Source organism: Bacteroidota bacterium, from assembly GCA_016706865.1.
Classification (GTDB): Bacteria; Bacteroidota; Bacteroidia; order Chitinophagales; family BACL12; genus UBA7236.
The window spans coordinates 691,596-706,721 of the sequence record JADJIS010000003.1 but is presented as its reverse complement, the minus strand read 5'-3'; the positions used below and the strand labels follow the sequence as shown (position 1 = coordinate 706,721).

Annotated in this window: 10 protein-coding genes; 7 read left to right on the top strand and 3 right to left on the bottom strand. The window is 33.9% G+C overall.

Translation table 11 applies throughout. The features are described from left to right. The first annotated feature begins 313 nt into the window (after positions 1-313). From IPI31_12530 to IPI31_12520, 3 genes are all read left to right on the top strand, one after another. A complete protein-coding gene (locus IPI31_12530; GenBank protein MBK7568638.1) occupies positions 314-1,057 on the top strand; it encodes a hypothetical protein in 744 nt (247 codons plus the stop codon). A gap of 182 nt (positions 1,058-1,239) precedes the next feature. After that, positions 1,240-3,255, top strand: a complete 2,016-nt coding sequence (locus IPI31_12525) for an AIPR family protein (GenBank protein ID MBK7568637.1) — start codon at positions 1,240-1,242, stop codon at positions 3,253-3,255. A 751-nt stretch (positions 3,256-4,006) separates the two neighbouring features. Then, a complete protein-coding gene (locus IPI31_12520) occupies positions 4,007-5,992 on the top strand; it encodes a hypothetical protein (protein MBK7568636.1) in 1,986 nt (661 codons plus the stop codon). Positions 5,993-6,581: 589 nt separating this feature from the next. Here the strand turns inward: IPI31_12520 and IPI31_12515 are convergent. After that, positions 6,582-7,091, bottom strand: a complete 510-nt coding sequence (locus tag IPI31_12515) for a hypothetical protein (protein ID MBK7568635.1) — start codon at positions 7,089-7,091, stop codon at positions 6,582-6,584. A gap of 913 nt (positions 7,092-8,004) precedes the next feature. Here IPI31_12515 and IPI31_12510 point away from each other — a divergent pair. Then, positions 8,005-8,232 (top strand): helix-turn-helix transcriptional regulator, encoded by a 228-nt coding sequence (locus IPI31_12510; GenBank protein ID MBK7568634.1) that lies wholly within the window; start codon positions 8,005-8,007, stop codon positions 8,230-8,232. Then, complete coding sequence (locus tag IPI31_12505; GenBank protein ID MBK7568633.1) at positions 8,229-9,347, top strand: nuclease; 1,119 nt, start codon at positions 8,229-8,231, stop codon at positions 9,345-9,347. Before IPI31_12510 ends, IPI31_12505 begins: the two co-directional genes overlap by 4 nt. Here IPI31_12505 and IPI31_12500 read toward each other — a convergent pair. Continuing rightward, the gene (locus IPI31_12500; protein MBK7568632.1) at positions 9,334-11,103 is read right to left on the bottom strand and encodes an N-6 DNA methylase; all 1,770 of its coding nucleotides are present in this window, start codon (positions 11,101-11,103) and stop codon (positions 9,334-9,336) included. The genes IPI31_12505 and IPI31_12500 overlap by 14 nt on opposite strands. A 346-nt stretch (positions 11,104-11,449) precedes the next feature. Here IPI31_12500 and IPI31_12495 point away from each other — a divergent pair, with 346 nt between their 5' ends. Continuing rightward, on the top strand, positions 11,450-12,106 hold the full coding sequence (locus tag IPI31_12495; GenBank protein ID MBK7568631.1) for a hypothetical protein: 657 nt from the start codon (positions 11,450-11,452) through the stop codon (positions 12,104-12,106). Between the two features lie 161 nt (positions 12,107-12,267). Here the strand turns inward: IPI31_12495 and IPI31_12490 are convergent, their stop codons facing one another. After that, positions 12,268-13,764, bottom strand: coding sequence for a T9SS type A sorting domain-containing protein (locus IPI31_12490; protein MBK7568630.1), 1,497 nt, complete (start codon positions 13,762-13,764; stop codon positions 12,268-12,270). Between the two features lie 566 nt (positions 13,765-14,330). Here IPI31_12490 and IPI31_12485 point away from each other — a divergent pair. Continuing rightward, positions 14,331-14,813, top strand: a complete 483-nt coding sequence (locus tag IPI31_12485; protein MBK7568629.1) for a GNAT family N-acetyltransferase — start codon at positions 14,331-14,333, stop codon at positions 14,811-14,813. The last annotated feature ends 313 nt before the right edge of the window (positions 14,814-15,126 follow it).

Below are 15,126 nucleotides of genomic sequence, written 5' to 3'. Positions count from 1 at the left end.
TGTTTTATCAAATTTTAAAAAGTTCTTCAAATTCCTGACACAAAGTTTCTTAAAAAAATTTAATTGGAAACCATGTAACGGGGGGAATAATTTGAGGGAAAAAATTGTAGAAGGAAAATTAGCATTTGCAAAGGGTGGTTGTGAGTGAGGGGGACGAAGTGTGGGTAGGATACAGTTTAGACATAGATGTGCAAGTGTATTAAGCGGATGGAGTATATGTGAATAGAGTGGTTATGAATTACAAACCTGAAAAGAGTTTGCCCATATTTATTTTTGCCTCCAAGTTTTGCGGACACCTAACAAGATTTAAAACATGTTTGACGAAAAGACGAAACAGCAATTAAAAAGTTACGTTTATTTTTTAATAGACCCTTCGACCAAGAAACCTTTCTATGTTGGAAAAGGAAATAATGATAGAGTATTTGACCACATGAGATGTGCATTGGAACTAGAATCTGTTTCGGATAAATATGATATTATCCGTAGAATTCATAGTGAGAATAAAATTGTTGAACACATTATTGTTAGACACGGCTTAACTGACATTGAAGCATTTGAAATAGAGGCGGCCTTAATCGATGTTTTAGATTATTTATCATCCGGTTTGACGAATATTTCGGGCGGACAAAAGTCTATTGAGAAGGGACTGATGACATCAGACGAAATAATACGTTTGTACAATGCTCAACCATTGACCGAAATTTCAAGCGATTGCATCATCATTAACATAAATAAACAATATAAGCGAGGTTTAGGAAAAGATAGTGTATATACAGCGACAAAAGAAATATGGACAATCGACAAAAGAAAACTGAACAATTTGAAATTTGTTTTAAGTGAATACAAAGGGCTTATCGTAGAAGTTTTCCAAGTTGACGAATGGTATGATAAACCAAGAGGCTATAATCCAAAAACCAAAAAATTTGGTCAAATAAAAATTGGTTATGGGTTTAATGGACAAATTGCAAAAGAAGAAATCAGGCAATTATATTTGAACAAATCTATTACTCACATTAAGACAAAAGGAAGTGCGACGGTAGTGAGATACAAGGTGTGATATGCCAGCAGGCAACAAACACTTTTGCTCCAGCAGGGCGAGGACTTCCTCAGCAAAATTTTCGATAACCTAAAAATTCTTATTTTTTATTAAAGAATTTCGGTTACCATCCCAGCTATAACAAATCTGCTTTACGTTACATTAACCGTTCAACGACAGGACCCGAACCAAAACAAACATACATGGCAAAAAATGACAAAATATTAATTGATGGTATTGTGGACGACCGAGTTGAACAGAATGTTCCATCAGACAAGAGAGATGAAGTATTTGAGTTTTTTGTTTTTGAACAATTGCTCAAAGATTATGACTTATCTAAGGACGAAATTTCCTTTGGAAGCATTGACGGAAGAAATGATGGAGGTATGGATGGTTTTTTTATTTTCGTTAATGGCCACCTTTTAACCGACACTGAAAAATTTGTTTGGCCTAAATCAGGCTCAATTTTAGAATTATGGATTATTACTTGTAAACATCACGATACCTTTAAACAAGCGCCATTAGATAATCTCGTGGCAAGTGCTTCAGAATTGTTTGACTTTTCACAAGAGAATGATGCTCTAAAAGGTGAATACTCAGAAGCATTGCTGTTTCAGCGGAGTAATTTTAAACAAGCCTATAGAAAAACATCTGCTAAATTAAGCTCTTTTAAACTTAATTTTATCTATGCATCAAGAGGAAACACAGATGAAATCGGCGAATCAATTAAGGCAAGAGCTATCCAGTTGGAACAGGTCGCAAAAGAGTCATTTGGAAATTGCATGACAAATTTCGGTTTTTTTGGTTCGACAGAACTGATAGAATTGCACAGAAAAACTCCAAATTTCTCTCTTGAATTACCATTCACTGATAATTTGTCGAGTGATCAAACTTATATTGTTCTAGCAAAGCTCAGAGACTATTTCAATTTCATTAATGACAACGGCAAATTGAGACGTTATCTTTTCGACTCAAATGTCAGAGACTTTATGGGTCTTAATAGAGTTAATGAGGACATCAGGAATACACTACTCAATGACGATTCACCGGATTTCTGGTGGCTTAATAACGGCGTAACAATATTAGCTACTGGTGCTAGCGTGGTAGGTAAATCAATCCAAATTGAGGACATCCAAATCGTAAATGGTTTACAAACTTCCGAGTCTATTTACCGATATTTTAATGGTGGTGGTTTGGACAAAAGTAGTCGTTCAGTTCTTGTAAAAGTAATAGTTTCCAATAATAGCGTCAGTAGGGATGAAATCATTCGAGCAACAAATAATCAGACACTAGTTGAATTGTCAGCATTACATGCTACAGATAAAATTCAACGAGATGTTGAGGAAGCACTAAAACTTCACGACTTTTACTATGAAAGAAGAACAAACTATTATAAAAACCAGGGAGTTCCTTTGGATCGAATTCTTACCCCACTTTATGTTGCGGCAGGCTATGTAAGCTTAATATTAAAGTTGCCAGAGCAAGGAACATCCCTAAAAATGAAGTTTATGCGCAATGAGGATTCGTATAATAAGGTGTTCTCTCAAAAAACGGACTTGCAAATATGGTATAAAATAGCTATGGTTTTAAAACAATGCGACAAGTTTTTAGAGACAAAAAGACCTAATTCAAATGGCGGCGAGCACTTCCTAAAAAACAGAAGACAGTTTCTTAGCTTTCTTACTATTAGTAACATTTTAGGCGATTTTGACTTTTCAGTAAATGATTTAGTACAACTTGATGCAGCTGTAGTGAGTTTTGATGAATTTGAAAAGTGTTGGCCTTTGGTTAAAAAGTATGTTCCATTTAATCATAGTAAAGCTAAAATTGGAGGCAAGGGTTTTTTAGCTCTTTGTCTTGAACTAAATGATGATGGCAAAATAAAAGGCTACGAAAGAATTGCGAAAGGCAGAGGAACCATTCCAAATAATCTGAATGCACAAAAATCATACAATAAACCAGAGTACCATATTACCGACCAATTTATAGAACAAGTTAATTTGTTACTACCTAGCCAACCTTGGAAGCCTGGAACCCATAAAGAAGTTGCAAGTAAACTACAATGTCCAGTGAAGAAAATTTATCTTGCCATAAACAAATTGGTAGACCTTGAAAGAAGATTTAGACAAAAGGATGGAATTATTTATGATACTGATGGTAATATAATTGAAATAGACATTGAACGAGTTGACAAAAACACGTTGAAACTCAAAGATTAAAACAGCAGTTGGTAAGATTCATGGTCACAACAACGCATAAATATAAAAAAATGAAACTAGTATTATTCTTAAAGAAAGACTATAATATAATATCGACCTACCAGTATCTTGTTGCTGACACATTTATGATGATTTGTTTTATTGCAGCTTTGACACACAGTTTCTTTCCTTTTTAAAGATTTATCATATCATATTTTCCTATAGTTAAACCCTTTTACATAGATGTCACTTTTAAAGGTAAAATTTGCATTTTTCCAAATTAAGACGCATTTCCCAACAACTCCATTTTGAAAATTTCCAAATTATTCATATATTAGTGAACATATCGTTCCTGCGATAGAAAACAACACCTGAGCCACACAAATAAGCATTATCAGATGGGTTTTCTTCAATAAAACCTCCATTTCCGGAGGCATGGAAAAGTATGTTTTATCAAATTTTGAAAAGTTCCTGAAATTCCTGATGCAAAGTTTTCCGAAAAATAATCTTTGGAAACCATGTAACGGGGGAAATAATTTGAGGAAAAATATATAGTGGAAGAAAATTGGTATTTGCAAAGCGGGGTTGTCAGTGAGCCGGACAAAGTGGTGGGTGCAAGGATAAAGGGCATAAAAAGATTAGGACTAAAGAAAAATATAATTTCTTAATATATGTCAATAATCATAATTTGAGATGCTTTTTGAGAGGAAACCTTTCAAATAAAATAGTTAGCGGAAACCTTAAGACATACAACCCTCAACGACAATAAAATATGAAAAAAGGTTTACAGACAATATATCTACGAGTTGACTCGGCTTCAAAATCATTGACAAAGCGAGCATTATCTCAACTACTATTGAAAATCATATATTCATTTTCCACCCCACCAACAAAAGAATTAGTTGTCAATGAACTCTATTCAATCTTAGGAACTAAAATCAAATCAGATAAGATTGACACAGCTATAGAGTTATTACTTAACGAAAGTAAAGTTACTGAGAAATCAGGCACTTATATTCTATCACAAGCTAAAAAAGAGAAAATTGAAATTGCAATTGCTGAATTTGAGAATAGGCAAAAAAGAATAATTGAAAAATACTTCAACCCTATCTCCACCCCACACAACTTCATTTCACAGTGGTTTGAAGAAGTTACTATTGAATTCTTTAATGAATATAGTTCAGAATGGGTTTCTGACTTATGCCTTTCTACAAATGGTGCGGTAAAAAACAAACATCAAGGCATAAAAGTTATTCTAGATTTAGTTACTGGGGCAAATAAAAATGTTCTTGAAAAGGACAAAGAGTGGTTAAAAAAACAATACATAAAGTTCTTGCAAAGCAATGACAGTGATGTAACCTCAATACTCTGGGATTATGGAACATCCCGTTTTTCATCATCACTAATAATTGCAAACACTTCTGCCGACCCTATCACAATAGAGGAATTTACAAACTCTAAGTGTATCCTTGACACCAATATATTAATGTATCTCGATTTAGAAAGAGGAAGATTTGCTGAATCATTTAAGTCTATGGAGAATATTTTCATAAATCTAAATATTGCTCCGGTCTATTTCTATATTACAAGAGATGAGTTTACAAGGACAATGGACCATAAACGGAAAGACATAATAAAGGTTGTAGAAAATTTCTCTAGGGAAGTAGCTGAGGCAACTCGTGACCCATTTTTACAAACAGCTATACATAGAGGGTGTGAGAAAGTTGAAGACTACGAAGAGTTTTTCAATCAACTTATGGACATTCCATCAATTTTTTCAGAACTTTTGGAAATAAAAGTTCACGACAGTGAATCTATTGACATAGCTATATCAGGGGGACAAAAGAATGAGAAACTCAAGGATAGAATCAACAAAGTTTATAAAAAGAAGTACCACTTTAATAAACGCAAAAACGCGTTACTTCACGATGCTGGTTTAATATCAGGTGCTGAGTTTGTAAGGAAAGTAGAAAAGTGTTTTATTCTTTCAAGAGATACTTCTATCAATGAAGTTGCTTTGGAAAATCCCGTCATTAATGAAATGCCAATAGCAATTGGCTTGAATACGTTAATTAACTTGCTTGCTATCGATAATGGAGGAACTGATATTGACCCGACAAATTGCGCTCCATTATTTGCAAGTATTATCAAACTTGCATTAATTCCAGAACGTGATGTTTTTAAGCCGGAAGATTTATCAAGGATGCTTGATATAGAAACCCAAATTGGCAACCTACCTTCAGAGGAAATAATTGACATTGCAAAAGAATTTCATCATAACACAATTACGGGTGTTTCAGAAGAGGAAACATCACTGCAAGTTAATCGAAGATTTCAGCGTGCAAAACTCGGGTTACAATCTGATTTGGAAAAATCGAAAACAGAAACTCATTTTGAAAAAGAAGAAAAGGAAAAATATATTAAACTATCGGACAAGGCATTGCAGAAACTCAGATTGCAATATACGGGCGACTTGCAAGACGAATACGATAAAGAACTCTTAAGAAACAGATTGGTAATATTCGGCTTATTTCCTTTAATAACAATTATTATAACAGTATCCATTATTAACAATAAAGATCCAAATCCTGACAGACCTTGGCTAGAATATGTCATTGGTGTAGCATTAAATATTGTAGCTTGGTTACTGACTGACTTCCTTTATCTTGACAAGAAAGTTGTAAGTAGGTATAGTGACCGTGTCAACAAAATAGCTGAAAAAGTAGAAGAAAAGATAAGAGCAGATGTTCAAGAATAAGATAAACCTTGGGGACAGAATGACATCCTAAAACAAACGGTTTGAGTGGCTAGATCACCTCGCTTCGCAGAAACGGCAAATGGTAAAATAAGCTATTGACAACCTCAACGGACAAGTTTCATATTCGGAAATCTAGGATTAAATAAATAGTAAATGGATAGATGTAAATCAAGATACAATTACTGCTCAAATAATGGTTCTCTCAATAATACTGTTCTTTTTGCATGGGTCTCTGATAAATGGGAATGGTCTACTCTTGAGCTAATTACCGAGCAACTTGAAAACTGTGGTAAAGTAACAGAAAGATGGCGTTGTGTAGGCCATATAACTATCAAACCCGAAGACAGAGCATTTTTAGTCAGACTTGGTTCCCGAACCTTGAGGAATTTTTGTAATTATTGCATGTATAGCCCCAGAAACAACAGTTCAACTGGAGCTGCAAATCCTTGAGTTGGCTTAATTGTGAGGAAAAGTCATGTTAGTAATAACAACACTATTGCAAATGAAGGATTTTGGAAGAATGTGATAATGAATATAATGGAGTTATCAAAAATATTAAAAGAAATAAAACCTTAAACCAACTCTAAAATTATTTTGGAGTTACAATAACGTCAATTCTAAATTGTCCATCTGTTGAAGTCCAACTGCAATTTCCTCCCCATAATCCAGTATTTCTTAGAACTACACCTGATTGTGTTGGCCATGCTTGAAATCGATCTCCCGGTAAAACTCCGTCTACAATAAACTCATCTCCAACTAAATTCTGTTGTAATCCTTGAATGCATCTACCTGTAGTTTTAACTTGATTATGGACATTTTTATCTTCCCAAAAGAATTTTGTAGTAGCGCCATCCTCCATACAAAAATTGATATATTTATCACCAGGGGTGCCAACACTCATAATTACAAACCTGTAGTTACCATTTTTAGTAAATTCTATAGATTCATCATGCCCATCTTTCAAATAATTTTCATTATTTAAATTGGTAGAACTTGATTCGTTTTTTTTAGAAGCTACTTTAGAATTAGGAACGCCATTGGTGGTATTACAGGATGTTAGGCCAAAAATGATCAATAAAAATAGTATAGAATTTTTCATAAGTAAAATTTTGAGAAATAAAGATTTACAAATTTTATTCTAAAAATAATATTTTTAAAAATTACAAATCTAATAACTTTTCTTTTTATTACACCGAGTTATTCATATGTATAAAATAAAAAAATAACGTATTTCGAGTTTCCTTAACTAGTATTTTTTCAGCGCCTAATCATGTCCACCTTGCTGGCAAAGGCACCTCATGTAAAACAACTACTCCTAAAATATAGCTTAACAATTCGATTGTATCCCAATATCTAATATACCAAAATCCGATTGAATTACCTGTAGGTAGTTATATAATCACTGAAAGTAATAAATAGAAGATAAAAGCACTTATCACAATTGAAGCAATTGTTTTCACATTTGCATTTTATGTAGCAGCTTTTTTTATCTTTTTGTTATTGAAATAGGTTCGAAAAATCAACTTAATCTGAGATTGAAGGCTACATTTACCGCCCATATTTTGTTTAAAATTAAAATAAGAAATCAAACTTTGTTGATTAAGAATAAGCATTTATTAATTTAAAATGTTAATCGACTACTGGCATAGGCTTACCTGAAATAATAATTGGCAAAGATCGCTCCCGACCATTTCAGATCAGTTTCCAAAGTTAATTTTTTTTATCAACAATTTCAAAATTTTTAAGAAAAATATTTCTAAATAGCCTTATGATTATCAGTTTGTACGCTCAGCATGCCTAAAATTAAGAGCTTACTCTCACCCCTCTCAAGATTTTTCCGCAATTCCTTTTTCAATTTATCAATTTAAAGCATATGTAAGCTCTTATAAACTTTTTCACAACAGGGGCTTCCTTTGGTGCCTCAATTTCCTACTATCTACCAAATTTCAATGATACTTATAGTCCGTAGACTTATTTGCATCTTTTACAGACCTTCGTGCACAAATAACAATATGGGGACAGCGTATTCACAAGACGAAAAGCTTTTTTTGCAACAAATTGGAGATCGTATCCGAGTACTTCGGACCGAAGCAAATCTCTCTCAAGAAAAGCTTGCCTTTGCTAGTTATTTAGATAGAACTTATATAGGATCCGTTGAAAGAGGTGAACGGAATATCTCCACCTTAAACCTCAAAAAGATTGCAAAAGCCCTTAATGTCAAACCGTCTGACCTATTATGAACAAAGAATTTAAAATACCACCAAGTTCTGTAACTCTGCTTACAGATCCCACAACTCTTACCAGTTACTTATCAGAACTTGTTGGAAAACCATTTGCAATAACAGGTAAAACTCGAACAGACGGATCAAATATTCGAAAGCTAATTGCAGCGATATTAGAAAAACATAATCTGCCGGAATCTGCTGAAATAGACCAGTTTGAAATAGTACCACCAAAAGGAAAAGGAGTTCCAAAAATAACAAGAGAATTTATTGACACTTATATAGTTACAAGTGGCAACTCATATAACCTACAGGTTTGGAATAGAATTCCTGCAGCTGAAACTTTGCTTATTAAGTACGAATCGGGAGAAAGTCTTAAATGCACAGATGTCAGATTTATTTTTGTACGAATTGATACTGAAAAAAGCATAATTGCATCGGTTATTATACTTACTCCAAATTATATAGTAGAAAATTTTGGAAAATTCGGACAACCAACTATAAAACATCAACTTTTGATCTCGAGGAAGGTTCGAAAAGATATTTTTGATAGTGAGGACAAAATATTATCTTTTCCCGATTCTGAAAAACTCTCCTATCATATTCGACACGATTACACACCACCTAAGTCAGGAATGGTTGAAGAACCAGATATTAAAAATCTATTTTCTATTTCCTTACTGAAAAAAATGGTTGCAGAAAAATTAATTGGTTTTAAGTTGAACGCTGCGGCTACTAAAAATAGAGGTCAGGCTTTAGAAAAGAAAACTCTTGATTTACTTGGATATCAGGGAAAGGAAACTGATTTACTATATGGTGCTTTTCCAGACATAAGAAATCAATTATTGGAAGTAAAAGTGCAAGACAGCCCCACAGTAGATTTGGGCAAATTTTCTCCTGAGAAGGAAGAAATAATAATAACCGCATTAAATTTAACAACCTTTGATGTGCGTTATTTAATAGCATTAACAAATCCTCAAACCGAAATAATTGAAGGAATTATTCTCTGTCCAGGGGAGAAGTTAGGAGAGATATTTTCATACGTAAGTGCGGAAAGTTATAAATGCCAAAGAGCAATACCAATGTCATTTTTTGAAAAACATTACGGAAAATGTTTATTTAATCCAAAATAAAAACTGGTTCAACACCAAATGCTTCTGCAACTTTTATTTCAAGACTATTTTCTAGCTTACCTATCAGTATTTTATCTTGAGCCTCATTCAATTTCTTTACTAGTGAGATAATTTCCCTCGCGACAGAGGAATTAAAATCTGGAAGTGGATATTTTTCAACGTATTGTGTAAAATACCTTCTTCTTCCTGAGTATAATTTATTATTAAAAACTAAATCGTGATACTTAGTCATCAATTTTGAATTAGCAACACCTTGAATCAACAATAATTTATCAATGTCCTTTTTATCTTTGGCAACAATCCAATAACAATTACCATTTACAATTCTGCCCCCTTTATCAAAATAAAATCTTGGGCTTAAACTTATATCCGGAAATACCAATTTCGGAAGACTCCAGAAATCAGGTCTATGTGGAACCCATAATTCAAACCATTGTCTACCGGCTTCAATTAAATATTTTCTTGATCGCAATCTTTCTTCGTGTGAGAGGAAATATTTTTTTGCTTTTGGAAATTTATCAATATCTACTGTTTGTTTTGTGCCATTTTTATCGTAATGAGGATAAAGAACTCTCAAATTTATATTATCTTTTGCTCCCCAAGGCTCAATATTTTCCTGAGAAATTAATTCCTTTAAAAGTTCCTCTTCTGGCTTGTCTTCACCAAGTTCATTCCACTTATCACTGATAAAAACCGAATCGGCTGTAGATTTTATACCTACCCTAACTTTAAAAAAATCGCCTACCTTATTTATTGTGGAAGCATCAATTTTTGCCACCCAAGTTGCCTCTTTTTCCGATAACATTTCCCAAGCAACATCAGAAGAAATAGTGTATTTTAAAAGTCCCTCAGTTTTTTTATATTTTTTGGAACCCACTACAAAATAACCCGACTTTTCCGATGCTAAAACATCGTAAATACTTTCCGATTCTAATAGGATGCCATTATATCCATTTAATTCCTCATATAGTTTAATGAATTTAGCAGGTGAGCTTTTTTTCACTTTTCGTTTACGACCAATAAATATGGCGGGCAAAACCGCTGCGTCAAACAGCTTGGTGTCGCCTAAATCAATCAACTCAATTATTTCAAAATTTTCCGAAAGAAATTTTCTTACACTTTCACCGCTCTTAGTAGAAAGATAACGATTAGAAGTAATTACACCCAAAATACCGCCTACTTTTAGGCTTTCAGTCATCGCTATTAAAAATGGATAATACAAATCGACTCTGCCTTTTAAATTAAATTTTTTTGCCAGTTCCTGCGCTTGTTCAGTTCCCAAAATTTGCGTTCTAACATAAGGAGGGTTTGCAATTACAACATCAAAAGTCTTATTAATATTTGATTTTTCTGAAGAAAAGAAGTTTAGAGATATTTGATCGACTGTTAAATCAATAGCTTTTAAAAAATTACCCTGAACAAGATTTCCTTTACCTGACTCGAATTGCAATATTCTCTCTTTTGCTATACTCAGATATTGATCACTCTCATCATAACCGGTTAAAGTAAATTCAATTCCTGCTTCAGAAAGTTTTTCTCCCATAGATATTAGTAATTCACCTTCTCCACATGCGGGGTCAAGTGCCTTAACATTTTTTGCAGAAATATATTTGGTTATCCTGGTAGCCAAGAAATCAGCAAGACTTTTAGGCGTAAAGGTTGCTCCAGTACTTTTTATTTGTTCCTTGGTTATCATCTGATTAAAAAATTCAAACCAAAGATACTTATAATCATCAAATTTGTTAGCATTCGGCAATGCAATTTACCAATAAAGTTATAAACAATGTGACAATCCAAATCCATTAACATTTACAAGCATCTGGCACTTTTATAATTTGTTGTCCTTTATTAGATTTCAATTTTCTTTACAAGTAGTTCAGAAACAGTATAATTTCCCTTATCAAAAGTTAAAATTAATCGTGTTAAAATTTTAAGCGGTTAAAATCAATCCAATGGATAAACAAAAAATTAGGAACAGTGTGTATTTCCTATAAGTAAGCCGTTAATACCCGATGAACTTTGTCAATACTTTAATTAATCATTAGATTTGTATAAATAACCGTCTGCTATATCCATACAAGACATCTTAAAAGAACCATCTAATGAAGACTTTTATTTCGGACTTAATTCCAAAACTTCTACTATTTTCTCAAAAAATAGATAATCTAGCATTATTGACCAATCAACATTGGGTTGCGGTAGATGATATTAGCGAAAATAAGAATGTTTATATATTTCGTACAAATAATGATTTATTAATTTCCCATAACGGGAAAGTGGAAAAGGCTAAATGGGAGTATCTTGGCAACAACTCTTTGCTTATTGACAAAAACGACGGAAGCTACCTTTTTAAGCATGGTTTTTTTGATGAGAATATATTAGCATTAAGAGTTGACAGTAAAGACGAATATGCTTTCTTTATAAACGAAAATAAATATGGTGGGGAACTCAACTCATTAGATAAAGTAATTAACTTCCTGACACAGCAATATCTTGAACCACATTTAAAAAAAACTTTTGAAGATACAACGGGAATTGTATTAAAGTCTAAACAAGAATTGGATGCAAATTCTAAAATAATAATAAAAAGAGGAGAAATTGAAATTGAAGTTCAACTTTATAATAACCTCTATAGTATTGAGGCAGGCTTAAGAGTATTCATAAATAGCAAAAATGCTCCAAATGGTAAATATAAAATCGGTTTCATGGAGTATATTTATGTTGTTGATGGAATAATATCAAAAACTACAATTTTTTAGCCAATAGCAAATGATTTCGAGCCTTCCAAATAACCCTATTTGAACAAAAATACTACAAAAGGTAGAATCGCTATACTACCCCTGCGTCAAAATGAGTAAATATGGATTACAAAAGCGGGACTTCGGAAATCACTTCGAATAATGAACCTGAAAAAACTTTCTCATCTCAAAATCACCTTCCCCCCACCAACCAACTCTCCACCACTATTTATCTCCATCAAATAAATTCCCGCTACCAAATTACCTCTCTGAAACCCAAACCTCATCTTATCTCCATCAATTACAACATCGTCAACAGGATACGACAAAACACAACGCCCACTGATATCAAACAATTTTATTTCGAGTTGATTTAATTCCTGTGGATTAGGGAATGTGATTTGAACAATTGCTTCGGAGGAAACCGGGTTAGGATAAATTAGTAAACCCGCCTCATCAGATGGCAATTCAAAGATCGCAACATCGAGTGAATCGCATCCGGGAATTAAGCAACCCATGCTGTCGAGTTTGAGTGCCCAAAAATTTTGGTTTGGATGTCCCAATTCGTCAAGTGGAGGGCCATCTCCTGTACCACTGAGTAAAAAGCCACCATCATCAGCGGCAAGTAAATTATAGGTCCATCCCTCCGTATGATTTTGATCCGTTGCATATTGTCGAATCCAGAGTTCCTCTCCTTCAGCATTCGTCTTCGAAATAAAAGCATGATAACCATAATTGTCGTATGTTTCATAAAATCCTGCTCCAACTATACTTCCATCTTCCAGTTCTTCGTACCCGGAAAAATCTACCTGACCCTCGATAAATCCAATACTATCATCACGAATGGATGTTCGATAATTCCAAATAGAATCAAGATTCATATCAAGCCTTGCAATATAAGACTGATAATAATCTAATGAGTAAACTCCCCAAACAAGAAATCCCTCGTTGATCGATCTTTTTGAAAGCGTAACGCAGCCATCCCCTATCACCGATGTATAAACCGTGGCACCCGAAGTATCAATTTCATTCATTCTGAATCCATACCCACAGGGATCATACAGGCTGACATAAGTTATAAGGTTAGCACTATTCATATCGAAATATCCACACCAGTCTAAGGCGCCCCCGGCTGAATAGTCATTTTCCCAGATGACATTTCCTAAAGAATCTGTTTTAATAAAAAAAATACGCTGCATGGGATCTGATGTGAAAGCGGAAATGATCATATCTCCATTTTCAAGTCCCCGTATACATGCTCCTTGCTGTTCACCTTCTATATCAACAATTTTCGAAAAAAGTGAATCGCCTGTATCCGGATCAAATTTGAAAATATAGATATCTGAGCTGTCACCGGAGGCACGTAAACCCGCAAATCCTATGGAGCCATCCGGAAATTCATCTGCCCAAAACCAGGGTGCAAAATCCACTCCGGGTTCACCATACATTTTGCTCCAAATTATATTTCCCTCCCAATCTATTTTTGCAAGTTCTATCCGCCAACACCATGGATCATGATCGTGGCCATTCCCTATTAAAATATAACCATCATCAGCCGGCATGGCAGTATATATGATATTCTCAAGCGAATCAAAGTCGTACGTTTTATTAAAAGTTGTTTGAGATATCGCAGAATGAAATCCCAAATAAAACAAAAGTATGAGTAAAGGTGTTTTCATAGAATATCTAATTAAAGTTAAGTTTAATTTTCTAGCTAAACAAACTATAGATGGCTTTTTCTCTTTAGGTTCACTCCAAATTCTCAATAGGGTGTCCATTGTGGTGAAAAAAATTAACCACTAAGTGCACAAGGGAACACACGAGGAACACAAAGTATTTTGTAATTTAAATAGTGCCCTTTGTGGGTTCATTTGAGTGCCTTGTGGTAAAAAAAATTAACCACTAAGAACACAAGGGAACACACGAGGAACACAAAGTATTTTGTAATTTAAATAGTGCCCTTTTTGGGTTCATTTGTGTGCCTTGTGGTAAAAAAAAATTAACCACTAAGAACACAAGGGAACACACGAGGAACACAAAGTATTTTGCAATTTAAATAGTGCCCTTTGTGGGTTCCTTTGTGTGCCTTGTGGTAAAAAAAAATTAACCAATAAGAACACAAGGGAACACACTAGGAACACAAAGTTTATTTCGTTTTAAATTTTTCAATTAATAACCTTAAAAAAACCAAAATATCTATTTAAATTCACAATAAATTATATTTAAACATTTACAAAAAACGAAAATGACCATCCGTAGTGCAACAATAAAAGACCTCGAAGCTCTTCATGCAATCGAAATAGCTTGCTTCCCCCCAAATCAAGCAGCAAGTTTCGAGACTTTGGAGCGCAGACTGAATATTTTTCCGCAACACTTTTGGTTAATCGAGGAAGATGGAAAAGTAATAGGTTTTATTAATGGCATGATCACCGATTACGATACCGTTCAAGACATCATGTTCAAAAATGCAACACTACACAATGAAAACGGAAGCTGGCAATCGGTTTTCGGATTAGCAGTTGCGCCGTTATATCAAAAAAAGGGTTATGCGCGCATGTTATTGGATCATCTCATTGAATTTTCGCGAAAAAATAACAGAAAAGGCATCACACTTACCTGTGAAAAACATCTTATCCCCTACTATGAAAAAGCGGGATTTATAAATGCAGGATTATCTGCTTCCGTGCATGGAGGTGATGTTTTTTATGATATGCAAAAGGTGCTATAATATAATTAAATATTTTAGTGTTTATTTGTTAGTATAAAATAATATGAATTAACCTTAGTGTATATTTAACACTAAGGTTAATAATACTATTTGATAAGCGGTATCCCCAACGGAGCGACTGAGGGTCTCGCTCTTAGCGAGGCTCTCAGTAAGGGTAATAACCCAAAAACCGAAGCGACTCAAAATCTCTTTTGGTTTTTACCTTTATTGAGACTTTTCAATAGGGTGGAAAAAAAAGGGAACACGGATGACGCTGATTTGGCGGATTTAAAAGGATAAAAAAATCATCACTCTTTAGGTAACCTCGATCCCG

Coding starts and splice junctions, on each gene's coding strand:
- IPI31_12530 (MBK7568638.1), top strand. CDS start 314: ATGTTTGACGAAAAGACGAAACAGCAATTAAAAAGTTACGTTTATTTT.
- IPI31_12525 (MBK7568637.1), top strand. CDS start 1,240: ATGGCAAAAAATGACAAAATATTAATTGATGGTATTGTGGACGACCGA.
- IPI31_12520 (MBK7568636.1), top strand. CDS start 4,007: ATGAAAAAAGGTTTACAGACAATATATCTACGAGTTGACTCGGCTTCA.
- IPI31_12515 (MBK7568635.1), bottom strand. CDS start 7,091: ATGAAAAATTCTATACTATTTTTATTGATCATTTTTGGCCTAACATCC.
- IPI31_12510 (MBK7568634.1), top strand. CDS start 8,005: ATGGGGACAGCGTATTCACAAGACGAAAAGCTTTTTTTGCAACAAATT.
- IPI31_12505 (MBK7568633.1), top strand. CDS start 8,229: ATGAACAAAGAATTTAAAATACCACCAAGTTCTGTAACTCTGCTTACA.
- IPI31_12495 (MBK7568631.1), top strand. CDS start 11,450: ATGAAGACTTTTATTTCGGACTTAATTCCAAAACTTCTACTATTTTCT.
- IPI31_12490 (MBK7568630.1), bottom strand. CDS start 13,764: ATGAAAACACCTTTACTCATACTTTTGTTTTATTTGGGATTTCATTCT.
- IPI31_12485 (MBK7568629.1), top strand. CDS start 14,331: ATGACCATCCGTAGTGCAACAATAAAAGACCTCGAAGCTCTTCATGCA.